The sequence below is a fragment of the Frigoribacterium sp. Leaf263 genome (assembly GCF_001422285.1).
Taxonomy (GTDB): Bacteria; Actinomycetota; Actinomycetes; order Actinomycetales; family Microbacteriaceae; genus Frigoribacterium.
Map to the genome: position 1 here is coordinate 39020 of NZ_LMMO01000007.1, position 25624 is coordinate 64643.

Here is a 25624-nt window from a genome sequence, read left to right on the forward strand (position 1 = left end):
GCCATCCGCCGCTCTGCGCTGTGGCCCGCTGGCTGGTACCCACCACGCACCACCGGCCACCCGCCACCCGCCACCTACCCCGGGCTGCACCGCACCCGCCCCCGCCCCCTGCACCCACTGCGGGCCGGGCGGCACCCGCCACCACCACCCACCGGGCCAGGCGGCGCCCGCCCCCGCCGGCCGCTGCCAGACTGAGGGGATGCGTGCTCAGGCGAACAACCCCGTCGACGGAACCGAGATCGCCTACGAGGTGGGCGGTGACGGCCCGCCGCTCGTGCTCGTGCACGGCTCGGGTCTCTCGCGCGGCACCTGGCGCGGGCTCGGGTACCTCCGGGACCTGCAGCGCGACTTCACGGTCGTGGCGCTCGACATGCGCGGCCACGGCAAGAGCGGCAAGCCGCACGACGCCGATTCGTACAGCATGGACCTGCACCGCGGCGACATCGAGGCCGTTCTCGAGGCGACGGGGCTGGCCCCGGCTCACTACGTCGGCTACTCGTTCGGGGCGCGCATCGGACTCTCGATCGCCGCGCACACCCCGGGTCTGCTCCGTACCTTGACGACCGTCGGGGGCAGCTGGGCTCCGATGAACGGCAACATCGGCGCGACCTTCGCGCCCGACTGGCACGAGGCGCTGACGACGGGTGGCATGGCCCGCTTCGTCGAGCGGTGGGGCGAGACGATCGGCCGCCCGATCGACCCGGAGACCCGTCTCGCCTTCATGCACGACGATCCGGAGGCGCTCGCCGCCTTCTTCACCGCGGCCGAGACCGGGGGCGGCCTCACCGTCGACCAGCTCGACTCGGTGACCGTCCCGACCCTGCTGCTCGCCGGCACGCGCGACGTCGACCGGCACCGCGAATCTCAGGAGGCCGCGCGCCGCATGCCCGCCGCCGTCTTCTACTCGCTCGTCGGCCAGGACCACGCGTCGTCGCTGCTGCCCGTCGATCAGGTGACGGACCTGCTCCGCACGTTCCTCGAGACCGTCGACGCCTGAGGGCGCCGCGCCGGCCCGTGCGGACCGAGGAGACGCAGGGCGGCCGGCCGGGAGGGCCCGCGCGCTCGAGCTCCGGCTCGAACGAGCCGAGGAGGCGCGGGTCGACGGACCAGGGATGCCAGCGCGCTCGAGCCCCGGCCCGAGCAGACCGAGGAGACGCAGGGCGTCCGACCGGGAAGGCCCGCACGCGAGCCCCGGCCCGAGCGGACCGAGGAGACGCAGGGCGTCCGACCGGGAAGGCCCGCGCGCTCGAGCTCCGGCTCGAACGAGCCGAGGAGGCGCGGGTCGACCGACGAGGAAGGCGTGCGCGCTCGGGGCCGCGGGCTGCGAGAATCGGGAGCATGGGCATCAGTCGTCGCGCGTTCCTGACGGGCACGCTCTCGGGCGCCGCCGTGCTCGTGCTCGCCGCGTGCACGACCGACGCGCCCTCTCCGGCGCCGTCGACGGGCGGGCCGACCCCGACGCCGACCGAGGCCCCGACCGCGCCGGCCGGTGTCGCCGCGGCGGGGTTCCTCCGCAGCAGCTGGGCCGACGACGCCCTGGCCGGAGGGTCGTCGAGCTACCTGGCGACCGGCTCGACGGTGACCGACCGGCTGACGCTCGCCGGCTCGCTCGACGATCGGCTCTTCTTCGCCGGCGAGGCCGTCGCCGACCGGAACGCGGGCACGGTCTACGGTGCGAGGGCCTCGGGCTTCGACGTCGCCGACCAGGTCGCGGCCGTCGCCGCCGAGGGTGAGCGCATCGCCGTCATCGGGGCGGGGATCGCCGGTGCGACCGCCGCTCGGGCCCTGGCCGACCGTGGCTTCGACGTCGTCGTGGTCGAGGCGCGCGACCGCATCGGCGGTCGCATCCACACGGTCGCCGACGACTCGTGGCCGTTCCCGGTCGAGCTGGGCGTGTCGACGCTGTTCGGCGACGCCTCGCCCGCCCTCGTCGGCGCGCTGACCCTGGCCGGGGTGGACACCGTCCGAGTCGACGGCGCAGGCGTCGCCGGCGGCTCGACCGACACCTCCGACACCTCCGACACCCCCGGCTCCACCGCCTTCCCCGGCTCCGGCACCGCGCAGGTCGCGGCCCGCACCGCCGACGGCACGACCACCGATCTGACCGGCGCACTCGCGGCCGCCGTGACCACCGCCTCCGCGTGGGCTGCCGGCACCGACGGCGTCGACAGCGGCGACGGCACGGGCGGCGGCCTCGGCACGTCGGCGCGGCAGGTCTTCGCCGAGTCGGGCGCCGACCGGGTCTCGAGCACGCCCGACGCGACGGGCGTGTCCGACGCCGAGCGCGTGGCGTTCCTGCTCGACACCGTCCTGCCCGCCCGGTTCGGCGCCGAGGCGGGCGACCTGGCGATGAGCCAGATCGGCGACGATCTCCTCCCCGTCGATGCGACCCTCGTCACGGGCGGCTTCGAGTCGTTCGTCACGGGGCTCCTGGACGGACTCGACGTGCTGCGCGGCAGCACCGTGGTCAGCGTCCAGTACGGCGATCAGGGGGTCGGCCTGCGACTCGCGACGGGCGAGTCGCTCTCGGCGGACCGCGTCGTGTCGACGATGCCCCTCGGGGTGCTCAAGCGAGGGGCGGTCGAGTTCGATCCCGCTCTGCCCGCCGCGTACTCGTCGGCGATCGAGTCGCTCGGGATGGGCGACCAGGAGGTCCTCTGGCTGCGCTTCGATCGGGCGTTCTGGTCGACGGAGGCCACCGTCTGGGCCGTGCTCGACGACACCGCGAGCGATCGCCTGTTCGTCAACCTCATGCCGTCGACGGGCGAGCCGATCCTGGTGTCGCTGACGGGCGGCGACGCCGGTCGCGCGGCTGCGGCCCTCGACGACGACGAGGCCGTCACCGCGGCCCTCGCGTCGCTCGAGCCCTACCTCGACCTCGTGTCGGCCTCGCCGACCCCGTCCGGCGAGCCGACCGTCGACCCCTCGGCGACCCCCGGCTCCTGACGCGTGGCGACCGCCAGGTCTCGAGGACCGCGGCGACGCCTGGACGACCCTCGCCGCGCCTCCGGGGAGAGCCCCGCCCCCGCCCTGATCGCGGGAGTCCGAGGAGGCGCGCCCGTCACCGCCGGACGATGCCGCGGACGCAGATGGCTCAGCCCGACGAGGGCCACCGTCACCCCGATGATCGTGCCGATCGCGATGCCGTTGTAGAGCACGAACTCGTCGGGCCAGCGCACCTGGGCCGGGTCGAGGAAGAAGTACGGGTACCAGCCGACCCGCGCGCCCCGCCAGATCGTGAACAGCCCCCAGACGACGGGGAACGGCAGGGCCGCGAGCACGAGGCTCCATCGGACCCTCGTGCGCCCGGGTGCGAAGATCCAGTCGACGAGCACGAACGTGGACAGATAGAAGTGCAGCACCTGGCTCGACCAGGGGACGCCGATCGTGTAGTTGTGACTCGCCGACTCGATCACGATGACCCCGTAGACGAGGCCCGACACGATCACGTACGTCGTCACGAGCGCGTGCAGCGAGGCGAACCAGCGCGGCTCGGGCACTCCCCGCAGCATGAGGATGCCCGACGCGGTCAGCACGACGACGTTCGCGATGTTGCTCTGCTGGGTGAAGTAGCTGAAGTAGTTCACGGTGCTGAACGTGCTGAAGCCGAGAACGTAGACGAAGTACGAGACGAGGGCCGATGACCCGGCGGCGGCGGCGAGCAGCCGGAGAACGCCCACGAGTCGTCGCACGTCGTCACACTCTCCCGGGTCAGGCCGTCGTATCGGAAGAACCGAGCGTACTAGCGGAGCCTGACGGCGACCGGGTCGCGGGGGCCCGCCCCGGGTACGGCCGACCCGCGCCGCAGACGACGACCGGGCCGCCGCGCACGAGGCGCGACGACCCGGTGGGTGTCTCGAAGCGGGGGCCGCTTACGGGATGTAGTTGAACTCGTCGGGGTTCGGGCCCGTGCGCTCGTCCTTGTTCAGGGCCGTGATGGCGGCGACGTCCGCGTCGGTCAGCTCGAAGTCGAACAGCGCGAAGTTCTCTTCGACGCGCGAGCGCGTGACCGACTTCGGGAACACGATGTCGCCGCGCTGGATGTGCCAGCGGAGCGTGACCTGGGCGGTCGACTTGCCGACTCGCTCGGCGATCTCGGTGATCGTCTCGTCTTTCAGGACGCCGCCCTGGGCGATGGGCGACCAGGCCTCGGTGTGGATGCCCTTCGACACGCCGAACTCGCGGAGCGGGTCCTGCGTCAGGTACGGGTGCACCTCGATCTGGTTCACGACCGGCACGACCGAGCCCTCGGCGAGCACGCGCTCGAGGTGCGGCTGCTGGAAGTTCGAGACGCCGATGGACTTGGCGCGGCCGCTGGCGTGGATCTCCTCCATGGCCTTCCACGTCTCGATGTAGTCGACGTCGATGCCGGGCAGGGGCCAGTGGATGAGGAACAGGTCGACGTAGTCCTGCTTGAGGGCCTCGAGGGTCCCATCGAACGCCTTCAGCGCGTCGTCGCGCTTGTGGAAGCCGTTGTTGAGCTTCGAGGTGACGAAGATGTCGCTGCGGTCGAGGCCGCTCTCGGCGATGGCCTCGCCGACGCCCGCCTCGTTGCCGTACATCTCGGCGGTGTCGATGTGGCGGTAGCCGACCTCGAACGCGGTGAGGGTGGCGTCCTTCGTCTCGGCCGGGTCGACCTGGTAGACGCCGAACCCGAGCTGGGGGATCTGGATGCCGTTGTTCAGAGTGATGGTGGGGATCGTGGTCATGTGAGAAGCCAACACCCGGAAGCTGTCCAGGCTTCCAGATTGGCTCTGGTGTCTGCAGCCCGGGCGTGTTACTGTCGTGAGTCGCTTGGAGCAGATCTACTCTGATCGTTCCCGGAACAGCAGCAGCCGAGTCCACACCGGCCATCTGATCCGAACAGCCCGACATCATCGGAGCCACCTCACCAGGTGCTCACTCCTCCGGTGATCGTGACACGGGCCCGACCGGACACCGTCCGAACCGCCGTCGCATCCCGACGGCCCACGCGAGCCGAGAACGCCGCGTGCCGCAGAGCACATCGAGAGAACGCATCATGAAGAACACCATCACCACCATCACCGGGACGGTCACGACCGTCCCCACCCTGACCACCGCCCGCCTCGTCGAGTTCGTCGTCGTCGACGACCGTGGCGCCGAGTTCGCCGTCCGCGCATGGAGCGACGTCGTCACCGACGCCGTGCGCGTCGGCTCGACCGTCACGGTCTCGGGCACCGAGGGCTGGGTCATCCCCGGCCGCAGCTGGCGCCGCGAGCCGAGCCGCACCATCGTGCAGGCCTACTCGGTCGACGCCGAAGAGCTGCTCCTCGCCGCCTGATCGATCCGACGCGACCCCCACGGTCGCGGGAGTGACTACGAACCGCCCGCACGGCCTCGCCGTGCGGGCGGTTCGCCGTGCGAGCGATCCGCCGTGCCGGCGGTGAGCCCCGCGAGCGATCCGCCACGCGGGCGGCGCACCGGCCGTCAGGCGGTCAGCAGCCCCTGCGCGCGGACGAGGATCGGCCGGTGGTCGGAGATCCCCGCCGGCAGCGTGACGATGTCGTCGATCGTGAGGTCGATGCTCGTCGCGAAGTCGAAGTGCCCCTTGACGTAGCGGTAGCCGAGATAGGTCGGCGTGTCGCTGCGGGTGAGGATGAACCCGTCGCGTTCGATCTGCTTGCGGAGCCCCTGGTGGAACCAGGGGTAGTTGAAGTCGCCCACCATGAGCATCGGCACGCCGGGGGCCAGCGCGCGCATCAGCTCGTGCGCCGACGAGACCTGCTTCCGCCGCAGCCCGTTCGACGCCGTCAGGGGCGCCGCGTGGAACGACCCGACGAGCACGTCGGTCTTCGAGACGCGGTCGGCGAGATGCATGGCCAGAAGCCGTTCGTGCGCGGGCGACATGACCCGGTCGTGCATCGACTTCTTCAGGGCGTAGACCTGGGAGCCCAGCAGCTCGAAGCGGTCGGGCCGGTAGTAGGCGGCGAGGCCCAGACGGTTGTTGCGGGTGGACGCCGCCAGCACCAGGTCGCCGAGTCGCTCGGGGATGTCGTTCGTGTCGGCCTCCTGCAGGCAGAGCACGTCGGCCCGGTGATCCCGCGCCAGGGCCTCGATCTCGCCCTTGGCCGTGTGCTCGCGCAGGTTGTAGCTGATCACGCGCATCGAGTTGCCGTCTTCTTCGTTCACGGGGACCGAACCTAGCCCACTCACGTTTCGCGGACGTGCAGATCGGGTGGGTTCTTCGCTCTGCGAACAGGCAGGAGGCGGTCCGCACCGTCTCTCGACAGGTGCGGACCGCCTCCTGGTCACCATCCGACGCGGGGCTCAGGGCCCCGCGCCGTCAGCGGCGGCTCAGCGCCAGCGCGGCCACCAGTGGTGGATCAGGCCGCCGATGGCGTTCCAGATCCAGTCGAAGATCGCTCCGAGGTCCCATCCGTGCCCCGGTGTGCCGGGCTCGGTGGGCGGCTCCTCCGGTTCGGGCTCGGCGCCCGAGGCGACCGTCACGTAGGTGACGGTGCCGGTGTCGCCGTACGAGACCCGGCCCAGATAGCTGGAGTCGTAGTCGAGCCCCGACCACGAGGTCGTGACCGTCGTCGTCTCGCCGAGCGCCGCGTCGAGGGTCGCGGGGTCGACCGCGAAGCCGCCGACGGCCTGCGCCGGGTCGAGGAGGTACGACGTCAGCGTGTAGCCGAGGTCGCCGGCCCCCGAGTAGAAGTCGACCATCAGCACGTAGCTGCCGGCCTCGGGCGCCTCGACGTCGAGCTGCTCGTCGGCGGATCCCGTCGCCGCGTAGTCGACCAGGGTGTCGGGCTCGCCGGCCTCGTCCGCCGAGTAGAGCAGCAGATCGAGATCGGCCGTGTCGTCGGCGGAGTCGAGCACGAAGCGGCCGTGGGTCGTCCCCTCGGCGACGGTCAGCGGCACGAGCGCGGGCTCGCCCCCGGCCGTGCCCGAGCCGGTGGCGACGGACCCCTTGACGAGCCCCTCGGTCTCGAGCGGCAGCGTCAGCGCGTCGCCGGCCGTCACGTCGAGAGCGGCCTCGCCCGAGGCGCCCTCTCCGCTGATCTCCGAGGCGGCGTCGAGCTGGACGGGACGCACGGCCAGCGGGCTCCGCACGTCGTGGCTGCCGTCGCTCCAGGTCAGATGTCCGGTGGCGAACTCGTCGAGCGCCGCCGTGGTGCGGGTGAAGGTGACCGAGTACTCCTTCTTCTCGCCCTCCTGGGCGAAGGAGAGGGTCGAGGGCGAGACCTCGACCGAGACGCCCGGCATCTCAACCGGCGCCGCGGTGTACGTGCCCGCGCCGGTGGCCGTGACGGTGCGCGTGACCGTCGCCGTGCCCGCGAGGGATCCGACGCTGATCGACGGGAGGTTCATCGACGAGTCAGTGCCCTCGACCGTGCCGATCGAGTCGACGTAGGCCTGCCACTGATCGGGGCCGTTCTCGTAGAGCAGACCCGGGTCGAGGAACCTCGTCGGGTCGACGTGGCCGGCGCCCTGCGCGAAGACGTCGCGGTTCGGCCGGCCGTCGGCTCCGACCAGGTCGTAGGCCGTCGTCATCATGGCCGACTTGACCTCGCTGGGCGACCAGTCGGGATGCGCCGACAGGTAGAGCGCGGCGAGACCGGCGATGTGGGGCGACGACATCGACGTGCCCGAGAGGAACTCGTACGAGCCCTCTTCGCCGGCGGCGTTCGCGCCGTCGGCGAGGATCGCCACTCCGGGGGCCGAGATGTCGGGCTTCAGCAGGTTGCCGCCGTCGGCCGTGACCGGGCCGCGAGACGAGAAGCCGGCGATCTGCGGGGTCGCGGGCTCGGGCAGGGCGTCGGGGTTGCCGTCGAGGAGGGTGACGGTCGCGCCCTCGGTGGCCGCGTAGGCGTGGAGGGCCGTGTAGCCCTCGGCGTCGACGTGGACGGTCGGGATGACGTGCTCGTCGAGGTCGACGGAGCTCGGGGTCTTGTTGACCAGCAGCATCGCGATGCCGCCGACCCGGTCGACCTCGGCGCTCTTGTCGGTGCGGCCGACCACTCCGCGGTCGCAGAGGACCACGGCGTCGTCGGGCACGAGCGAGGCGTCGAGCGTGCCCGGCGTGCAGAGCAGGGCGTCGGCGGTCGTCGCCGAGGCGAGCTTGACCGCCTGCGAGTCGACCAGCGTCCCGGTCAGGCCGTCCGTTCCGACGGGGACCGTGATCGAACCGCCGAGGTACGAGGTGCCGTCGCCGGTGCGGGCGGTCGCCGAGTAGCTCGGGATCGTGCTGGCGGCGACGGTGGTGATCCAGGGCGCAACGTTGTCCGCGGTGGTGGCCGTGGGGCCGTCGTTGCCGGCCGAGGCGGCGACGAAGACGCCGGCCGAGGCCGCTCCGAGGAACGCCTGGTCGGTGGCCGAGTAGGTGCTCGTCGCGCCGCCCCCGCCGATGGAGTAGTTGATGACGTCGACGCCGTCGGTGACGGCCGCCTCGATGGCGGCGATCAGGTCGAGGGTGGCGCAGCCGTCGTCGTCGGTCGACACGCGGTCGGGGCCGTCCCAGCAGACCTTGTAGGCGGCGATCTTCGCCGCGGGCGCGACGCCCGAGATCGTGCCGAAGTCGCGCCCGGCGACCTGCGCCTCGACATCGGCGTTGCCGGCCGCGGTCGAGGCCGTGTGCGAGCCGTGCCCGTTGCCGTCACGGGGCGAGAGGTACTCGCCCTGTTCCTCCGTGCCGATGTTGCCGACCCCGAAGCCGTCGACGAAGTAGCGGGCGCCGATCAGCTTCGTGTTGCAGTCGGCGGCGGTGAACTGCACGCCGGTCTGGCAGACGCCCCGGAAGGTGCCCCCGTCGCCGCGCGGGTAGACGGTCGCGTCGCCCTCGAGGTGCGGCTCCGTCTCGCTGACGGCGCCGAGCGGGTCGCCGGCGAACGACGCGTTGCCGGCGGCGATGCCGGAGTCGATGATGCCGACGACGACGCCGTCGCCCGCGGTGTCCTGACCGCCGAGCGAGTCCCAGACGCCGCCGGCGCCCTGGGCGTCGCCGAGTCCGAGGAACTCCGTCGACGGCGTCGCCTGCAGCTTCAGCAGCTCGTTCTTCGACACGGCGGCGACCGTCGGGTCGGCGGCGAGCGACCGGGCCTGGTCGGCCGTGAGATCGGCCGCGAACGCGTTGGTCGTGACCGAGTAGTGGGCGTCCACCGAGGCGCCGACCGCTGCGGCGACGTCCGCCTGGGTCTCCTCGAGGTGATCGCTGTATTTTTGCACCGGAGCGGCGCGGGCGTCGAGTCGCGTGCCCTCGGGCGTCGCCGTCGCCGGGAGGCCGGCCGTGCCGCCCTCGTAGGTCGCGGCCGCCGGCTCGCGGAGCGTGACGATGTACTTGCCCGCCGAGAACGACGTGTCGCCGACGACGGCCGGCCCCTCGGCTGCGACGGCCGACGACGCCGGCAGGGCGACGACGCCCGCGCCGACGAGACCGGTGGCCACGAGACCCGACAGGAGGAGCGCGGAGAGAGGGACTTTCGGCCGACGAGGGCCGGATGGAGTGATCACGGGTGCCTTCCGACGCTGTCGCCCCCATGGCGAAGTCGTCGAGTAAGAGTTACCTGAGAATTCATCTGCCCCTCAAGCGGGGGTGCTGGCCGATCGATGCCACTGGCCGGGTCAGGCCGGTTTGTTTACCTGTCGTGACCTGTTCGGGGGACACCGTGTCCACCGAAGGGCCGACGTCAGATCCAGCCTCGCCGCGACGCCTCGACGCCGGCGTGGAAGCGGTTCGTCGCTCCGAGCTCGGCGAGCAGCTCGTGCAGACGCCGACGCACCGTCCGGACCGACACGCCCAGCCGCTGGGCCACGACCTCGTCGGTCGCCCCGGCCGCGACGAGCGCCACGAGGTCGCGCTCGTCGGCGCTCGGCGGACGTCGTGACCCTCCCGTGGCCGCTCCCCCGGACGCCGCCAGGCCCGCGTCGGCGACACGGGCGGCGATCAGGGCCCAGTCGCTCGAGGCCGGGCCGGGCACGCCGTCGTCGGGGGCGCGCTCGACGGGCACGGGCACGGCCGAGCGCCATCGCTGCTCGAACAGCTCGACGAGCGCCGCGACGAGGGCGGGCGACTCGGTGACGAGCGCCTCGGGCGCGGCCGGGTCGTGCCCGAGCGAGACGAGGGCGATGCGTTCGTCCGCGACGGCCAGCTTGACGGGCAGGGAGTCGGTGAGCCGCGCCTCCTCGCCGTGACCGCCGAGTCGGCGGACCCCCTGCCACCGGCCGTCGGCCCCGAAGCTGTCGATCGTGTAGACGGCCCGCCAGCGGACCCCGCGGGCCAGCGCCGTCCGCTCGGTCGCCTCGTTGCCGGCGACCACGTACGGCGGGCGGTCGAAGGCCAGGAACGAGCGGGTCGCCGTCAGCTCGAGCCGCGAGTACCAGTCGCCGACGGCCGCCCCGCCGACGAGCGTCCGCGTCGTGGCCGACGGGTCGGCGAGGCGGCGCGTCTCGTCGAACAGCTCGGCGAGGACGGCCGTGGAGGCGCGGGCCGCGGAGAGCGCGTCGGCCCGCTTCGTCACGAGGGCCGGCACCGAGACCCGGGGGTCGATGGCGGCCCAGCGCCCCTCGGGGGCGGGCCGCTGATCGGAGCGCGGCGACGGGGCCGGAGCCGCGGCCCCGCGGTGCACGAGACCGAGCTGACGCAGCTGCTCGAGGGCCACCGCGACCGCTCCCCGGTCGATCACGGGCAGGGCGGCGGCGACGTCGTCGAGCACGACGCCATCGGGCTCGGCCAGGACGACCTCGAGCACCTCGGCGGCGACCTCGTCGACCCCGAGCGCCGAGAGCTCGGGCAGACTCATGCGCTCGACCCTAGCCGCGGCGCGCGGAGACCGAGCGCGCGTCGCCCCGGCGGGTCACGCGGCGGAGCGCGCAACGCCCCGGCGGGTCACGCGGCGGGTGCGAGCTCCATGGCCTCGGCGAGCAGCGCGACCGACCGCAGCCGCGCCTCCTTCGACGACCCGGCGTGCGCGACGATCAGCTCGTCGGCCTGCGCCGTGCGGGCGAACTGCTCCATGTACTCGCGCGACTCGGACGGGGTCCCGACCGCTGTGTAGGTCGTCATCGTCTGCACGTGCTGCCCCACCGGGGTGCGCAGCAGGTGGTCGAGCTCGGCGTCGTCGAACTCGCGGGCGACGTCGATCTGACCGCTCTGCCGCAGCAGCATCAGCAGACGCTGCCGCTTGACGACCGCGAACTGGGCGTCGGCGTCGTCCGCGTCGTCGGCCACGACGGCGTTCACCGCGGCGATGACGTACGGCTCGGCGAGCTGCTCGGACGGCTGGAACTCGCGGCGGTAGGCGGTCACCGCGTCGATCAGGTCGCCGGGCGCGAAGTGCGAGGCGAACGCGTAGGGCAGACCCAGGGCCGCGGCGAGCTTCGCCCCGAACAGCGACGATCCGAGGATGTACAACGGCACGTTCGTGCCTCCGCCGGGGACCGCCTGGACGCCGGCCACCCGGGACTCGCCGGCGAGGAACGCCTGCAGCTCGAGGATGTCCTGCGGGAACCGCTCGGACGACGCGGGGTCGCGGCGCAGCGCGCGGAACGTCGCCTGGTCGCTGCCGGGCGCCCGCCCGAGGCCGAGGTCGATGCGGCCCGGGTGCAGCGTCTCGAGCGTGCCGAACTGCTCGGCGATGGTCAGCGGCGAGTGGTTGGGCAGCATGACGCCGCCCGAGCCGAGACGGATGGTGGACGTCTGGCTGGCGATGTGGGCGATCAGCACCGACGTCGCGCTCGACGCGATCGACGCCATGTTGTGGTGCTCGGCGTACCAGACCCGCCGGTACCCGCTCGCCTCGGCCTGCTGTGCGAGGGCCACGGAGGCGGCGAAGCTGTCGCGCACCGTCTCTCCGGGGGCGACGGGGGCGAGGTCGAGGATCGAGAGGGGAATGCTCATGCGGGTGCCAACACCGAGGAGGCGCGGTTCATGCCCGCGCGCGGCCTCTAGTCGGCGACGGTGCGGGGCGGCGCCGTCGAGGCGCGCGCGACGAGCTGGGTGGGCAGCGAGGCCACGGGCGTGGAGTCGCCGGCGAGAACGGCCTCGACCGTCGTCATGATGAGTCGGCCGAGCGCCTCGAAATCCTGCCGGACGGTCGTCAGCGGCGGCAGGAAGTGCGCCGCCTCGGGGATGTCGTCGAACCCGACGATGCTGACGTCGCCGGGCACCGAGACGCCGGCCTCGGCGAGGGCGTGCATGAGGCCGAGCGCCATCTGGTCGTTGCCGCAGAACACGGCGGTCACCTCGTCGCGGGCGATCCTCTCGACGATCTCGCGGCCGACCCCGTGACCCGAGGCCGGGGTCCAGTCGCCCCGCAGCAGCACCGACGGCTCGAGTCCGAGTCGCGTGCAGGCGTCACGCCAGCCCCGTTCGCGGTCGCGACCGTCCATCCAGCCCTCGGGCCCGGCCAGATGCGCGATGCGCGCGTGACCGAGCGCGACCAGGTGCTCGACGGCGGACTCCGCGCCCGCGACCTGATCGAGCGACACGGTGTGGTGCCCGGGCTCGGCCTCGCTGTCGGCCGTGACGAGCGGCACCGACAGATCGGCCCGGCGGAGCACCCGCAGCACCTCGGGGTCGGGGGCGATCAGCACGAGGGCGGCGACGTTCTGACCCAGCAGCGAGTCGAGGGCCTGCTGCATGCCCTTCCGGTCGGCGACGTCGAGGGTGGCCATCGAGACCTGATAGCCGGCCCGGCGCGCGGCGCCGTTGAAGCCGTGCATCGTGCTCGAGGGGCCGTAGTACGGGAACCCGGTGCTGATCAGGCCGAGCGAGGTCGTCCTGCGGCTGGCGAGGGCGCGGGCCGCGAGACTCGGCCGGTAGTTGAGCTCGTCGATGGCCGTGTCGACCTTCGCCTTCGTCGCCGGCCTCACCGACGGATCCCCGTTCACGACCCTCGAGACGGTCTGATGCGAGACGCCGGCCGCGGCCGCGACGTCGAAGAGGGTTGCCACGAGATGATCCTAGATCTGTTCGTTTCGCGGGTCGGACGGGCCCGGACGACGAGGAGGCGCGGCCCCCTCGATCGGGAACCGCGCCTCCTGGGGTGGTCGCTCTACTTGCCTGCCGAGGCGGCGCGACGCTTGTTGAAGACGTCGAACGCGACCGCGGCGAGCAGCACGAGGCCCTTGATGAGGGACTGGTACTCGGTGCCGACGCCGAGGATCGACATGCCGTTGTTGAGGATTCCGATGATCAGACCGCCGACGATGGCGCCGGTGACGGTGCCGATGCCGCCGGTGACCGCCGCACCGCCGATGAAGACCGCGGCGATGGCGTCGAGCTCGAAGCCGTTTCCGGCGCTCGGGCTGGCGAGGTTCAGCTGACCGGTGAAGACCAGGCCGGCGAGGGCCGAGATGACGCCCATGTTGACGAAGAGCAGGAACGTGACCCGCTTCGTCTTGATGCCCGACAGCTCGGCGGCGTGCAGGTTGCCGCCGATGGCGTAGACGTGGCGGCCGAAGACCGAGTTCTTCATGACCGTGGAGTACACGACGACGAGGACCGCGAGGACGACGAGGACGATCGGGGTGCCCGAGTAGCTGGCGAGGAGGAACCCGATGTACATGACGAGGGCGACCGTGAAGACCATCTTCGTGATGAACCACAGGAAGGGCTCGTCCTCGAGCTGGTACTTGCGCCGCGTGGCCCGACCGCGGAGACCGGTGCCGATCAGGGCGACGGAGGCGATCGCGCCGAGCACGAGGGTCAGCGGCTCGTAGCCGGTCGTGCCGAACGCCGGCAGGAAGCCCGAGCCGATGTCGCGGAACCCCTGGGGGAAGGGCGAGATCTGCTGACCCTGCAGGGCGATCTGAGCCGCACCGCGGAAGGCGAGCATGCCCGCCAGGGTGACGATGAACGCCGGGATGCCGAAGTAGGCGATCCAGAACCCCTGCCAGGCGCCGACGAGACCGCCGAGGATGAGGCAGAGCACGACGGCCAGAGGCCAGGGCAGACCCCACTGGGTGATCATGACGCCGGCCATGGCGCCGGTGAACGCGACGATCGAACCGACCGAGAGGTCGATGTGACCGGCGATGATCACCATCACCATGCCGATGGCCAGGATCAGGATGTAGCTGTTCTGGACGACCAGGTTCGACACGTTGATCGGCGCGAGCGTGATGCCGTCGGTCGTGACCTGGAAGAACAGCACGATCACGATCAGCGCGATGAAGAGGCCGATCTGGCGGAGCTGCCCGCCGAGGTACGAGACCGCACCGACGAGGGGGTTGCCGCCGGAGCCGCTCTGCGGCTGACGGGAGGTGGGCGACCCGCCCGTGGGCTTCGGGTCGGTGGCCTGGGTGGGGCTAGGCGCGCTCATTGACGGGGCTCTCTCGTTCGAGGGTCATGTACTTCAGGAGGAACTCGGGGGTCGCCTCGGCGATCGGCACGTCGGCCGTGATGCGTCCCTCCGAGAGGGTGTAGACGCGGTCGCAGATGCCGAGCAGCTCGGGCAGCTCGCTCGAGATGACGATCACTCCCTTGCCGGCGTCCGCGAGCTGGTTGATGATCGTGTAGATCTCGTACTTCGCGCCGACGTCGATGCCTCGGGTGGGCTCGTCGAGGATCAGCACGTCGGGGTCGGTGTACATCCACTTCGACAGCACGACCTTCTGCTGGTTGCCGCCCGAGAGCTTGCCCGTCAGGGCGGCCACGTTCGGCGCCTTGATGTTCATGCTCTTGCGGTAGCCCTCGGCGACGCGGCTCTCTTCGGAGCTGTTGACGAAGCCGGACTTCGCCAGCTTGCGGAGGGCCGAGCCCGAGACGTTGCGGGTGATGTCGTCGATCAGGTTGAGACCGTACTTCTTGCGGTCCTCGGTCGCGTACGCGAGACCGGCCTTGATGGCCTTGCTCACGGTGCTGGTGTCGATCTTCTCGCCCCGCTTGTAGACGGTGCCCGAGATGCCGGTGCCGTAGCTCTTGCCGAAGACGCTCATGGCGAGCTCGGTCCGACCGGCGCCCATGAGGCCCGCGATGCCGACGATCTCGCCGGCCTTCACGTTCAGGTTGGCCTGGTGGATGATCTCGCGGGTCGCGTCGAGCGGGTGGTGGACGGTCCAGTCCTCGATGCGGAGGAGCTCCTCGCCGACGTTCGACTCGTGAGCGGGGTACCGGCTCTCGAGGTCGCGGCCGACCATGCCCTTGATGATGCGGTCCTCGGTGACCTCGCCGGCGTGCATGTCGAGGGTCTCGATCGTCTTGCCGTCGCGGATGATGGTGACCTTGTCGGCGATCGCCTTGATCTCGTTCAGCTTGTGACTGATGATGATCGACGTGATGCCCTGCCCCTGCAGGCTCTTGATGAGGTCGAGCAGGTGGGCGGAGTCGTCGTCGTTCAGGGCCGCCGTCGGCTCGTCGAGGATCAGCAGCTTGACCTTCTTCGAGAGCGCCTTGGCGATCTCGACCAGCTGCTGCTTGCCCACGCCGATGTCGGTGACCTTCGTCACGGGGTTGTCGCGCAGCCCGACGCGGGCCAGCAGGCCCGCGGCGTCGAGGTTGGTCTTGTTCCAGTCGATGAAGCCGCCCTTGGACTGCTCGTTGCCGAGGAAGATGTTCTCGGCGATCGACAGGAACGGGCTCAGCGCGAGCTCCTGGTGGATGATGACGACGCCGGCGGCCTCGGAGTCGTTGATGTTCTTGAAGTCGACGGGCTGGCCGTCGAGCAGGATCTGGCCGTCGAAGGAACCCGAGGGGTAGACCCCCGACAGCACCTTCATCAGCGTCGACTTGCCGGCGCCGTTCTCGCCGCAGATCGCGTGGACCTGGCCGCGCTCGACCTCCAGCGTGACGTTCTGCAGGGCCTTGACGCCGGGGAACGTCTTCGTGATGTCGCGCATCTCGAGGATCGTGTTCGCCACGTGTTCCTTCTCTCGTGCATGGGGTGGGGGCGGAGCTGTGGGGCGCAGGAGGCGCGGCACGGGTGCCCCGCGCCTCCTGCGCCCCGGGGGGCGGGGCGACCTACTTGAGGTCGGCCTCGGTGAAGTAGCCGCTGTCGACGAGGACCTCTTCGTAGTTGTCCTTCGTGACGATCGTCGGCTGGAAGAGGTACGTCGGCACGACCTTCTCGCCGTTGTCGTACGTCTTGTCGTCGTTCGTCTCGGGCGTCTCGCCCTGGAGGATGTCGTCGGCCATCACGACGGACTGGTCGGCGAGCTGACGGGTGTCCTTGTAGATGGTCGAGTACTGCTGACCGGCGATGATCGACTTGACCGAGGCGGCCTCGGCGTCCTGGCCGGTCACGACCGGGAGCGCGTCGGAGCTGTAGCCGGCACCCTCGAGGGCCGAGATGATGCCGATCGAGATGCCGTCGTAGGGCGACAGCACGCCGTCGAGCTTCGTGCCGCCCGAGTAGGTCGACGCGATGAGGTTCTGCATGCGGGCCTTGGCCGTGGCCGGGTCCCACTGCTGGGTGGCGACCTGCGTGAACTCGGTCTGGCCGGAGCCCACCGTGATGGTGCCGTCTTCGATGTAGGGCTTCAGGGTGTCCATCGCGCCGTTGAAGAAGAAGGTCGCGTTGTTGTCGTCGGGGCTGCCGGCGAAGAGCTCGATCGTCTTCTTGTCAGCGCCGTCGATCTTCTTGCCGTCGGCGTCGGCGAGGCCGAGACCGGTGAGGAGGCTGGTCGCCTGGTCGACGCCGACCTTGTAGTTGTCGAACGACACGTAGTAGTCGACGTTCTCGTTGCCGGTCAGCAGACGGTCGTACGAGATGACGGGGATTCCGGCCGCGGCGGCCTGGTCGAGCTGGTCGCTGAGCGAGCCGCCGTCGATCGAGGCGACGATCAGGACCTTCGCACCCTTGGTGATCATGTTGCTGACCTGCTGGACCTGCTGGGGGATCTTGTTGTCGGCGTACTCGAGGTCGACCTTGTAGCCCTTGTCCTCCAGCGCGCTCTTGACGGCGTCGCCGTCCTTGATCCAGCGCTCGGAGACCTTGGTGGGCATCGCGACGCCGACGAGGGCGCCCGCGTTGTCTCCGCCGGTGTCTCCGCTGCCGGAGTCGGCGCCACGGCCGCCGCCGCCCGAGCAGGCTGCCAGCGACGTGACGAGGCCGACGGCGACGATGCCGGCGAGGATCTTCTTGTTCTTCACGGTGTGATTCCTTTGGTGTCCGTGTCATCTCGACGACGTCGTCGATGACGGTGGGAGGGGGGTGAGGGTGAGTCGAGGGGGGCGACCGGCCGAAGTGACCGGTCACACGGGAGGGCGTCGAGTGCGACGGGGAGGCGACCGGCGGGGCTGAGACCGCGTCCGGGCCGGCTGCGGAGCAGGCTCGGGGCGACGTGCGGGGCTCCGACCGGGGTGATCGGGGCGGCCGCGGGGCCCGGAGTCAGCCGAGGAGGCGCGGGGCCGGGCCGTCGGCGACGGGGTGCGGCGAAGAGAGGGCGGCCAGGGGGCGGCGGCTCGCGCGTCGGGTTGTGGTGCTGGTGTTCACAGGTGACCTCTTCGTCAGGGACTGCTTGCAATGTGAGCGCTCACATCCGAGCGCTCGCCAACTATGCGCGTTGCGCAGGCGCGTGTCAAGTCGGTTGTCCCCCTGCGGGGTTAACACGCTCGCCACACGCCGTTCACGTCGCTGAGCGGAAGGCACGGCACAGTGTCCGCATGATCACCGCGACGGCCACCGTCCACACCGCGCACGACTCGGCCGGTCTGTTCTGGCTGTCGCGGCGGCTGCTCTCCGAGCACGTCGCCGCCCGGGTCGGCGAGGGCCAGTACCTCGTGCAGCTCGCCGACGCCGGCACGGTGCTGCTCACCGAGTCGACGGAGATGCTCCGCTTCGACATGGTCGTCCGCGACGAGCTGTCGGCCCGCCGCACGCGTCGCGCACTCGAGGCGGCTCTGCACCGCCTCTCACCAGGGTCGGTCTCGGCGACGACCTGGGAGTCCGACCCGGTTGGCACGCGCTCGATGCCGGCCTAGACCGCTGCACGGCGGGCTGACCGCACCCGAGGGTCAAGGGCCGGTCGACCGCTGCACCCTCGGTCGACCGCACCCGATCGGGTCAGGGTCAGTTGATGCAGGCGCCGGCCGCGTAGCTCGTGCCCGCCGGGGTGGGCGTCGGCGCGGGCTCGGGCGCGACGGTGGCCTCGGGCGCCGTGGTCTCGGCCGGTGTCGAGGGCTCGGGGGTCTCGGTGACGGGCGGCTGCACGGTGATGCCGTCGCTGCCGAGCACGACCGTGACGGCGGTCACCTGACTCGACGCGACCGCGACCGCTCCGGGCAGGTAGGCGGCGACCGCCTTGGCCTGGGCCTCCTGCCCCGCGGGGTAGTTCACGACCGTCGCGGCCGTCGCCGACGCCGACGTCGGGGCGCCGGTGACGAAGCCCGCCGCAGCCAGGGCCTCGGTGGCCGTCGTGGCGGCGCCCGTGACGCCGCTCGCGTTGGCGACACTGACCGAGACGTCGGCCGGTGCGGCCGCGACGGCGTCGGTGTACGCCTGCGGCGGACCCACGAGCCCCTGGATGAACCCCGGCATGGCGCCCTTGTCGACCTCGACGATCGACAGCGGCGAGCCGCCGACCGAGATCGTCGGCGTGCCCAGGATCGGGATGGTGGCTGATCGGACGTTCTCGGGCCGGAGGTTCTTGACCTGATTCGCCAGCTGCAGGAAGTTCAGCCCCGAGTCGGTCTCCATCGACGAGCTGACGGCGTCGAGCACCGAGCCGAGCTTGGTCGGGTTCAGCAGGGTGCCGGCCGAGAGGATCTTGCGGGCCTCGACGCTGAGGAAGTACTGCTGACGGACCTGGCGGTCGAGATCGCCGCCGGGGAGGCCGTGCCGCTGGCGCACGAACGACAGCGCCTGCTTGGCGTCGAGCGTCGAGACCCCCGCGGGCAGATTCACCCCCGAGAAGCTGTCTACGGCGGCCTGGTTGAGGCAGACGTCGACCGGGCCGAGCGCGTCGACGACGCGGTAGAAGCCGATGAGCGACACGCGCACGTAGTGATCCATCGTCAGACCGGTGAGGTTCTGCACGGTCTGGATGAGCAGCTGCGCGCCGGCGGCCTCGCTGCCCCCGGACTCCTTGCCGAGCGAGTAGGCCGCGTTGAGCTTGTTCTGCCCGTAGCCCGGGATCTCGACGTACGAGTCGCGCGGCATCGAGATGAGGGTGGCGCTCGAGCCGTCGGCGGGGATGTGCAGGACGATCATCGTGTCGGTGTTCGACGCTCCCCCGTCGGAGTCGGTGCTCAGCAGCGCGAGCTCGTCGGGGGTGGCGTTGTCGGGTCGGTGATCGTCGCCGACCAGCAGGATGTTCTGGGCCACGCCGTCGACGTCGTCGTCACCGTCGTCGCCGGCCGACGGGATCGCGTCGACGTGCGTGACTCCGCCGACGAACCGGTTGTAGCTGTAGGTGGCGTAGCCGCCGGTGAGCAGGAGGAGGGCCGCGAGCACACCCGCCACGGCGGGCAGCACGACGACCCGGCGACGACGACCTCTGGCGTGCCGCGGAGGCGTGCGGTCGTCCGTCGCGGCGGCGTGGCCGCCCTCGAGGGGCGCCGTCTCGTCGTGTCGTTCGGATCGTCTGCTCACACTCGATGGTAACCAGACGACCCGTGACCGTTCCTGACGATCAGCGCTCAGACGATCGCGGCGATGCTCCAGGACGCCTCGTGCGACTCCCCCGGTCCGAGGTGCACGAGGTCGACGCCGCTCGTGAACGCGTCCGGCGGGCAGGTCATCGGCTCGACGGCCAGACCGCGGCGGTCGTCCTCCGGCTCGGGGCGGTCGCCGGTGTGCACCTGCACCCAGGGGAGCTCCCGGCCCCAGCTCATCCGCACGCCGGTGCCGTCGGCCGTCGTGACCCGCGCCTCGTGACGCCCGCCGGCCGCCGCCGCGACGTCGGTGAAGGCGTGATCGACGAAGAGGTCGCCGATGAGCCGACCGTCGCGGAAGTCGAAGCCGTCGCGTTCGGAGACCCCGTGCACGCCGAGCGGCACGAGGCGGTCGTCGGTCACCTCGAGGTAGCCGTCGGCGGCGAGGGTGAGCGTCCAGTCGTCGACGCGGCCCTCGCCGGCGACGAGGTAGGGGTGCGGGGCCACGCCGTACGGCGCCCGCCCGGCGGCGGCGTTCGACGCCAGCACGGTCGTGTGCAGACCGTCGTCGTCGAGCCGGTACTCGACCCGCAGGTCGAGGCGGTACGGGTAGCCGTCGCTCGGCGCCAGGCGGGTGGCCAGCACGACGCGGTCGGGCGTGTGGTGCTCGACGTCCCATTCGGCCCACTGGACGAGCCCGTGCAGAGCGTGACCGCGCTCGACCTCGGTGATCGGCAGCTGACGCTCGACCCCCTGGTCGTCGTAGAGCCCGTCGACGACCCGGTTGGGCCAGGGGGCGAGCAGGGCGCCGCGGTAGAGCGGCCGGACCTCGTCGACGCCGAACGGGACCACGAGGTCGCGGCCGTCGTGGGTGAGGGCGCGCAGGGTGGCGCCGACACCCGCGATCTCGGCGCGATACGGGCCGTGCTCGATGGTGCTCGCCCGGCCGCTGAGAGGCAGCGGCGCGTCGACCGGACCGGTCGCCGCGGTCGTGGACGAGGAGGCGCGGGTGGGGTCAGACAACAGGGGACTCCTCGAAGACGGTGCGGGCCAGGTGGTCGTTGCGGAAGCGCCCGTCGGGATCGACGGCGCGGGCGTGCGCGGCGAAGTCGTCGAGTCTCGGGAAGCGGCGGCGCAGCGTCCCGTGGTCGAGCGTCGCGACCTTGCCCCAGTGCGGGCGGGCGTCGAACGGCGCGAGGGCCTCCTCGACGACGGGCAGCACGGCGAGTACCTCGTCGGCCAGGCGTCGCCAGGTGAAGTGGAAGGCCACGCTGTCGCGTCCGCCGCTCGGGCTGAGCCACGCGTCGTCGGCGGCCACGGTGCGGATCTCGCTGACGAACAGCACGTCGGCGAAGCGGTGCCCCACCGCGCGGAGCGCCCCGATCGCGGCGGCGGCGTGCTCGGCGGGCACGAGGTACTCGCTCTGGATCTCCTCGCCCGCGCTCGGGGTGAAGTCCGCCCGGAAGTGCGGGAGCCGGTCGAGCCAGGGCCCGGGGACGCCGAGCTGCGGCGTCACGGCGTCGGCCGCGGTGTCGGGGAGCATGTGGACGGCCGCCTCGGCGGGCACGCCGCCCAGGTCGGCGAGATCGAGCCGGACCGGGTCGCCGACGCGGGCCTTGGCCCAGACCTGGTCGACGGCGTCGCCCGTCCACCGCGTGAAGAGGCTGACGCTGTACGCGTGACCGAGCACGTCGTCGAGCCGATCGAGGGCGGCCCGCCAGGGCAGCGCCGAATGCACGGTCTGCACCACGTCGAACGTCGGGACCGTGTCGAGGACGAGCGCGGTGACCACGCCCAGGGCCCCGAGACCCACCACCGACGCCTCGAAGCGGTCGTCGCCCCGGCGGACGGTCTCGAGGGAGCCATCGGCGCGGACGAACTCGACGGCCGCGACGGACGCCGACAGGGCGGGGTTGCCGACTCCCGAACCGTGGGTGCCGGTCTGCACGGCTCCGGCGACCGAGATGTGCGGCAGCGAGGCGAGGTTCGGCAGGGCACGACCCTGACGCTGCAGCTCGACGGCCAGGACGGCGTGCGTCGTCCCGGCCCCGACGCGGACGGTGCCCGCCTCGGCGTCGAGCTCGATGGGCACGTCGAGCCGATCGAGCGACACGAGAGCGCCGTCGGTGTCGGCGACGCGGTTGAACGAGTGCCTCGACCCGAGGGCCTTCACCCGTCGAGACGAGGTGACGACGTCACGGACCTCGTCGACGGTGGTGGGACGGCGCAGGTCTGTCGTCGAGTACTCGACGTTGGCGGCCCAGTTGTGCATCGGGACTCCTTCGGCTCGGTGGCGCGTCCACTCTAGACCTCCGCACCCGCCCGAAGTGAGCGCTCACTCGCGTGCCCCTCGACCGACGCGGGCGGGCGACGACACGCGGCGGACCCCCCGGACTGGGGAGGTGCGACCCCCCTCACTGGGGAGGGGGCGGGCATGCTCCGAGCCGCCCGCACCCTGTTGTCTGGAACAGGACGCCAGGCGAGGGAACGCGGGCGACCGAGACGACCAGGGGACGACCACGATGGACACCACCGCATCCGGCACGGATCAGCCGCCCGCCGTCGTCCAGCGCGCCCCACGGACCCTCGGGAGGATCCGGTCGGAACGCGCCCCGCGCCTCCGGAGATCCCCCCGCTTCTACCTCACCTACCTCGACGAGCCGCAGGCCTCGGGCGACCTCTCCGTGCCCGCCGGCAGCTGCCTCGTGCTGCGGTCCATCGGCGGAGACGACCCCCGGCTCGTGGAGGTCCGCCTGCCCGACGACTCGATCGTCGGCATCGCCCGCCTGCGCCGGGGGTCGTCCGTGGGCGTCGCGTCGCCCGAGTCGCTCGCCGCCCTGGTCTCGCTCGGGACGGTCTTCGTCGACTGGACGTCGCTCGACGGCGTGCGCCGCGCCTCCTGGCTGCGCGTCCCGCCGATCCCCGCCCGGTACCGCACCCTCGCCGGCTGATCGTCGGCGTCGCGATCGACGCCCGGGCAGCAGCCAGGGCGCGACTCGGCGCCTGAATGAGCGATCCGCGCGGCCTCTTCGGTCGGTCCAGGATGCGCGAGCCGGGCTTGACTGGGACGACGCCGATCAGGAGACGCCATGAAGAACATCCGCTACGACAGCGCCATCATCCTCACCAGCGACGACGTCGCCGACGCCGTCATCGAGTACGCGGCAGCGCTCTCGGGAGGCGACCGCGCCGACACCGTCGAAGTCCCCGCCGTCGCCCCGGACGGGATGATGACGACCACGAAGATCCTCATCGGGCCGGCCAGCGAACTCGTCGTCGAGGACGCCGAGGCCGACGAGCTCGAGATGGAGAACACGGAGTTCGTCGAGCGCCTCCGCGCGGCGGCCGAGACCTTCGGGCACAGCGAGCCCATCCACGCCGCGGACCGCGAGACCCCCGAGAAGCTCTGAGAGCGCGACCGAGCGGCGTCTCCGACGATCATCGCGGCATCGTCGACGCCCTGCCCACGGTGCGGTTCCCGCTCGAGCGGGAGGTTCACGGTGTCGAGGTCGGAGACGATGGCTTGCGACCCCATGGCGGCGGTCTCGTGGGCTCGATCCAGGGATGACCCGTACCCGGACAACTCATCCCTTCCTGCCCTGGATGTCGCTCCGTAGAGTCCCGACGGTGACTCGATACGAGTGACATCTACGAAGGAGCTGCACCACTTGAAACTCACTGGTAACACGATTCTCATCACCGGTGCCACGTCCGGGATCGGGCTCGGTCTGGCCCGACGTCTCCACACCGCGGGCAACAAGATCATCATCGCCGGCCGTCGAAAAGCCCTGTTGGATGAGATCGCTTCCGATCACCCGGGCATCGACGCGATCGAACTGGACGTCGGAGAACCGTCTTCGATCGCCCGAGCAGCCGAGACGCTCAAGGTCACGCATCCCGGACTGAATGTTCTCATCAACAACGCGGGCATCATGTACGAAGAGAGCCTCCTCGATCCCGCCGACGTGCGCCTGGCGGAAGACCATGTCACGGTCAACCTCCTCGGGACGATCAGGATGACGTACGCCTTCCTTCCGCAGCTCGTCGGTGAGAGTGATGGCACGGTCATCAACGTGACGTCCTCTCTCGCCTTCGTGCCCTACCCGGCGACACCCACCTACAGTGCGACCAAGGCGGCGCTGCACTCGTTCTCGGATTCGCTCCGCATCCAGGTGGCCGCGTCAGGCATGCAGGTGATCGAGGTCGTTCCCCCCGCGGTACGGACCGACTTGATGAACCAGACCGACAGCGCCTACGCGATGCCGCTGGACGAATACCTGACAGAGGTCATGTCGCTGCTGGAGACCAAGCCGGACGCGGACGAGATCATCGTCGCCAGGGCCGAGGCCATCCGTCACGCGTTCACCCGGGGCGACTACAAGGAGATGTTGAGCTCGTTCAGCACGATGTAGCCCGGCGCGAGCAGCCGGCCCACGGCAGAACCGCGACCGCCGCGCGGTCGCCGCGGATCCTCGGCGACGTGCCGGCGAACCGGACCGACATCCGATCCGCAGCCACGGACAACTCGTCCCTGGCTGCGGATCAGCCGGTGCCACATGATTGACGCATGAACGAACGTCTGCTGGCAGAATTCCTGCGGTCTCGGAGGGAGTCGCTGCTCCCCCAGGACGTCGGGCTCACCGGCGGGTCCCGACGTCGTGCGCCTGGACTTCGCAGAGAGGAAGTCGCCCAGCTCGCGGGGATGTCGACGGACTACCTGGCACGCCTCGAACAGCAACGCGCACCCCGCCCCTCGACGCACATCGCGGCGTCCCTGGCCCGGGCGCTGCGGCTGAGCACGGACGAGCGAGATCATCTGTTCGCCCTCATCGGGCACAACGCCCCCCGCACGTTCGACACGTCAGATCACGTACCGCCGTCACTCCTGCAGGTTCTCGATGGCCTCTCGAACGTTCCCTGCCTGGTGCAGAACGACTTGCTGGACACCCTCGCGATGAACTCGCTGGCCAAGGCGCTCTTCGGCGATGAGACATCTTTCACCGGCCCTTCGAAGAGTGGATTCCACCGCTGGTTCACGGACCCCGAAGAACGCAGGATCTATCCCGCGGATGCGCACGAGCGCCATGGGCAGTACCTTGCCGCGCGCCTGAGGATGGCCACACAGGACGGCAGCGACACGCGACGCGCACGGGACATCGCGGCAGAGCTCAGTGAGAGCAGCGCGGAATTCCGTCGCATGTGGGATCTCCACCATGTGGCTCAGACGTACGACGAGTGCGACACGCTGCTCCACCCTGAGCTGGGCAGCATCGCCATCGACGCGCAGGTGCTGTTCACCGAGAAAGGGTCGCATCGGCTCGTCATCCTCAATCCAGGCGCAGGCGCGGAGAATCGAAGCAAACTCGACCTTCTTCGCGTCATCGGACATCAGCGATTGAGCCGCTGAGTGCGGCGGCCCTGCGTCGGACCGCACCGAGCGAGATGAACCAGGCCGGTGCTCACCCGCCGTTCGCCTGCCGGGCCCCCTGCGCCAGCGACTCCAGACGGTAGACGAAGGGGCCAGCCCCGCCGCTGAGGGCCATGAACCCCTCGGTCGTCCCAGGACGGGCTGCGAGGTCGGTGGCGGAGACCGGACCTGCGTCCTGCTCCGACACGGTGATCGTGGCGATCAGGTCACGTCGTCGCCGGGGCGGGGACCCCGACGAGCACATCGCCCAGGGACGTCCGACGCCATTCCTCGAGCACGTCGTGGAACGCGACCGGGCCGGGGCCGTAGGAGGAGGTGTTCGGCCTGCCGCGGCCCTCGGCGTTGTAGTAGCCCGGGGTGCACTCGGCCTGGAAGGTCTCCCGGGGGAACGAGCCGTCCCGAGCACGTCGTGGAACGCGACCGGGCCGGGGCCGTAGGAGGAGGTGTTCGGCCTGCCGCGGCCCTCGGCGTTGTAGTAGCCCGGGGTGCACTCGGCCTGGAAGGTCGCGTTGTCGATCGCGGTCGTCCGGACGATGCGCCCCCAGTCGTCCTGCGCCTCCTCGGTGGGCTCGACGGTGCGGGCGCCGGCGGCGCGGGCCGCCCCGATGACGGCTGCGATGTGCTCGGCCTGGTCTTGGAGGATGTGCACGAAGTTGACCGAGTTCGCGTTCTGCAGGGAGCCGAGGTGGAACAGGTTCGGG

Annotated in this window: 21 protein-coding genes and 1 pseudogene; 8 read left to right on the top strand and 14 right to left on the bottom strand. The window is 71.1% G+C overall.

The genetic code is table 11. The annotated features are described in order from the left end of the window. The first annotated feature begins 199 nt into the window (after window positions 1-199). Entirely contained in the window at window positions 200-997 is a 798-nt protein-coding gene (locus ASF17_RS14400) for an alpha/beta fold hydrolase (RefSeq protein WP_055801711.1), read from the top strand. A gap of 341 nt (window positions 998-1338) precedes the next feature. Continuing rightward, on the top strand, window positions 1339-2946 hold the full coding sequence (locus ASF17_RS14405; RefSeq protein WP_055801715.1) for a flavin monoamine oxidase family protein: 1608 nt from the start codon (window positions 1339-1341) through the stop codon (window positions 2944-2946). On the opposite strand, the gene ASF17_RS14410 is transcribed toward ASF17_RS14405, so the two are convergent. Together ASF17_RS14410 and ASF17_RS14415 are read right to left on the bottom strand one after the other, a co-directional pair. Further along, on the bottom strand, window positions 2868-3692 hold the full coding sequence (locus tag ASF17_RS14410) for a Pr6Pr family membrane protein (RefSeq protein ID WP_156357460.1): 825 nt from the start codon (window positions 3690-3692) through the stop codon (window positions 2868-2870). The genes ASF17_RS14405 and ASF17_RS14410 overlap by 79 nt on opposite strands. A 180-nt stretch (window positions 3693-3872) precedes the next feature. Further along, window positions 3873-4709: an aldo/keto reductase gene (locus tag ASF17_RS14415; RefSeq protein WP_055801722.1), complete on the bottom strand. Its 837-nt coding sequence runs from the start codon at window positions 4707-4709 to the stop codon at window positions 3873-3875. A gap of 311 nt (window positions 4710-5020) precedes the next feature. On the opposite strand from ASF17_RS14415, the gene ASF17_RS14420 reads away from it, so the two are divergent. Next, window positions 5021-5302: a hypothetical protein gene (locus ASF17_RS14420; RefSeq protein WP_055801726.1), complete on the top strand. Its 282-nt coding sequence runs from the start codon at window positions 5021-5023 to the stop codon at window positions 5300-5302. Window positions 5303-5448: 146 nt separating this feature from the next. Here ASF17_RS14420 and ASF17_RS14425 read toward each other — a convergent pair whose 3' ends face one another. From ASF17_RS14425 to chvE, 8 genes are all read right to left on the bottom strand, one after another. Beyond that, window positions 5449-6126 carry an endonuclease/exonuclease/phosphatase family protein gene (locus ASF17_RS14425; protein WP_055801787.1) on the bottom strand — a complete coding sequence of 226 codons (678 nt, stop codon included), beginning with the start codon at window positions 6124-6126 and terminating at the stop codon, window positions 5449-5451. 189 nt (window positions 6127-6315) lie between these two features. Further along, window positions 6316-9474 (bottom strand): S8 family serine peptidase, encoded by a 3159-nt coding sequence (locus tag ASF17_RS14430; RefSeq protein WP_082475425.1) that lies wholly within the window; start codon window positions 9472-9474, stop codon window positions 6316-6318. Window positions 9475-9650: 176 nt separating this feature from the next. Continuing rightward, window positions 9651-10763 (bottom strand): helix-turn-helix transcriptional regulator, encoded by a 1113-nt coding sequence (locus tag ASF17_RS15805; RefSeq protein ID WP_055801732.1) that lies wholly within the window; start codon window positions 10761-10763, stop codon window positions 9651-9653. A gap of 86 nt (window positions 10764-10849) precedes the next feature. After that, window positions 10850-11860, bottom strand: a complete 1011-nt coding sequence (locus ASF17_RS14440) for an LLM class flavin-dependent oxidoreductase (RefSeq protein WP_055801736.1) — start codon at window positions 11858-11860, stop codon at window positions 10850-10852. 47 nt (window positions 11861-11907) lie between these two features. After that, the gene (locus ASF17_RS14445; RefSeq protein ID WP_055801739.1) at window positions 11908-12915 is read right to left on the bottom strand and encodes a LacI family DNA-binding transcriptional regulator; all 1008 of its coding nucleotides are present in this window, start codon (window positions 12913-12915) and stop codon (window positions 11908-11910) included. A gap of 101 nt (window positions 12916-13016) precedes the next feature. After that, window positions 13017-14285 carry a multiple monosaccharide ABC transporter permease gene (gene mmsB / locus ASF17_RS14450; RefSeq protein WP_082475426.1) on the bottom strand — a complete coding sequence of 423 codons (1269 nt, stop codon included), beginning with the start codon at window positions 14283-14285 and terminating at the stop codon, window positions 13017-13019. Then, window positions 14272-15822 carry a multiple monosaccharide ABC transporter ATP-binding protein gene (mmsA, locus tag ASF17_RS14455; protein WP_156357461.1) on the bottom strand — a complete coding sequence of 517 codons (1551 nt, stop codon included), beginning with the start codon at window positions 15820-15822 and terminating at the stop codon, window positions 14272-14274. Before mmsA ends, mmsB begins: the two co-directional genes overlap by 14 nt. A gap of 100 nt (window positions 15823-15922) precedes the next feature. Continuing rightward, the gene (gene chvE, locus ASF17_RS14460; protein ID WP_082475427.1) at window positions 15923-17053 is read right to left on the bottom strand and encodes a multiple monosaccharide ABC transporter substrate-binding protein; all 1131 of its coding nucleotides are present in this window, start codon (window positions 17051-17053) and stop codon (window positions 15923-15925) included. A gap of 513 nt (window positions 17054-17566) precedes the next feature. On the opposite strand from chvE, the gene ASF17_RS14465 reads away from it, so the two are divergent. Beyond that, window positions 17567-17884 carry a hypothetical protein gene (locus ASF17_RS14465; protein ID WP_055801742.1) on the top strand — a complete coding sequence of 106 codons (318 nt, stop codon included), beginning with the start codon at window positions 17567-17569 and terminating at the stop codon, window positions 17882-17884. An 88-nt stretch (window positions 17885-17972) separates the two neighbouring features. Here the strand turns inward: ASF17_RS14465 and ASF17_RS14470 are convergent, their stop codons facing one another. Genes ASF17_RS14470 through ASF17_RS14480 form a run of 3 tightly spaced genes read right to left on the bottom strand, consistent with a single transcriptional unit; the run spans window position 17973 to window position 21767 of the window. Continuing rightward, window positions 17973-19493 carry an LCP family protein gene (locus tag ASF17_RS14470; protein WP_055801745.1) on the bottom strand — a complete coding sequence of 507 codons (1521 nt, stop codon included), beginning with the start codon at window positions 19491-19493 and terminating at the stop codon, window positions 17973-17975. A 47-nt stretch (window positions 19494-19540) separates the two neighbouring features. Beyond that, the gene (locus ASF17_RS14475; protein WP_235476663.1) at window positions 19541-20518 is read right to left on the bottom strand and encodes an aldose 1-epimerase family protein; all 978 of its coding nucleotides are present in this window, start codon (window positions 20516-20518) and stop codon (window positions 19541-19543) included. Continuing rightward, window positions 20511-21767: an FAD-binding protein gene (locus ASF17_RS14480; RefSeq protein WP_055801748.1), complete on the bottom strand. Its 1257-nt coding sequence runs from the start codon at window positions 21765-21767 to the stop codon at window positions 20511-20513. The genes ASF17_RS14475 and ASF17_RS14480 overlap by 8 nt, the downstream gene beginning before the upstream one ends. A gap of 250 nt (window positions 21768-22017) precedes the next feature. Here ASF17_RS14480 and ASF17_RS14485 point away from each other — a divergent pair, with 250 nt between their 5' ends. From ASF17_RS14485 to ASF17_RS14500, 4 genes are all read left to right on the top strand, one after another. Further along, complete coding sequence (locus tag ASF17_RS14485) at window positions 22018-22446, top strand: hypothetical protein (RefSeq protein WP_055801749.1); 429 nt, start codon at window positions 22018-22020, stop codon at window positions 22444-22446. Window positions 22447-22584: 138 nt separating this feature from the next. Continuing rightward, window positions 22585-22905, top strand: a complete 321-nt coding sequence (locus ASF17_RS14490) for a hypothetical protein (RefSeq protein WP_055801752.1) — start codon at window positions 22585-22587, stop codon at window positions 22903-22905. A gap of 258 nt (window positions 22906-23163) precedes the next feature. Then, the gene (locus ASF17_RS14495; protein ID WP_055801801.1) at window positions 23164-23907 is read left to right on the top strand and encodes an SDR family oxidoreductase; all 744 of its coding nucleotides are present in this window, start codon (window positions 23164-23166) and stop codon (window positions 23905-23907) included. Window positions 23908-24062: 155 nt separating this feature from the next. After that, on the top strand, window positions 24063-24902 hold the full coding sequence (locus ASF17_RS14500; protein ID WP_055801755.1) for a helix-turn-helix transcriptional regulator: 840 nt from the start codon (window positions 24063-24065) through the stop codon (window positions 24900-24902). 52 nt (window positions 24903-24954) lie between these two features. Here ASF17_RS14500 and ASF17_RS15810 read toward each other — a convergent pair. Further along, window positions 24955-25624, bottom strand: a pseudogene (locus tag ASF17_RS15810) (hypothetical protein); the annotation flags it as partial.

Excerpts from the sequence above, each read along its gene's own strand:
- ASF17_RS14465 (WP_055801742.1), top strand. The coding sequence starts at position 17,567 with ATGATCACCGCGACGGCCACCGTCCACACCGCGCACGACTCGGCCGGT.
- ASF17_RS14480 (WP_055801748.1), bottom strand. The coding sequence starts at position 21,767 with ATGCACAACTGGGCCGCCAACGTCGAGTACTCGACGACAGACCTGCGC.
- ASF17_RS14485 (WP_055801749.1), top strand. The coding sequence starts at position 22,018 with ATGGACACCACCGCATCCGGCACGGATCAGCCGCCCGCCGTCGTCCAG.
- ASF17_RS14425 (WP_055801787.1), bottom strand. The coding sequence starts at position 6,126 with ATGCGCGTGATCAGCTACAACCTGCGCGAGCACACGGCCAAGGGCGAG.
- ASF17_RS14415 (WP_055801722.1), bottom strand. The coding sequence starts at position 4,709 with ATGACCACGATCCCCACCATCACTCTGAACAACGGCATCCAGATCCCC.
- ASF17_RS14490 (WP_055801752.1), top strand. The coding sequence starts at position 22,585 with ATGAAGAACATCCGCTACGACAGCGCCATCATCCTCACCAGCGACGAC.
- ASF17_RS14420 (WP_055801726.1), top strand. The coding sequence starts at position 5,021 with ATGAAGAACACCATCACCACCATCACCGGGACGGTCACGACCGTCCCC.
- ASF17_RS15805 (WP_055801732.1), bottom strand. The coding sequence starts at position 10,763 with ATGAGTCTGCCCGAGCTCTCGGCGCTCGGGGTCGACGAGGTCGCCGCC.
- mmsB (WP_082475426.1), bottom strand. The coding sequence starts at position 14,285 with ATGAGCGCGCCTAGCCCCACCCAGGCCACCGACCCGAAGCCCACGGGC.
- ASF17_RS14405 (WP_055801715.1), top strand. The coding sequence starts at position 1,339 with ATGGGCATCAGTCGTCGCGCGTTCCTGACGGGCACGCTCTCGGGCGCC.
- ASF17_RS14440 (WP_055801736.1), bottom strand. The coding sequence starts at position 11,860 with ATGAGCATTCCCCTCTCGATCCTCGACCTCGCCCCCGTCGCCCCCGGA.
- ASF17_RS14500 (WP_055801755.1), top strand. The coding sequence starts at position 24,063 with ATGAACGAACGTCTGCTGGCAGAATTCCTGCGGTCTCGGAGGGAGTCG.
- ASF17_RS14400 (WP_055801711.1), top strand. The coding sequence starts at position 200 with ATGCGTGCTCAGGCGAACAACCCCGTCGACGGAACCGAGATCGCCTAC.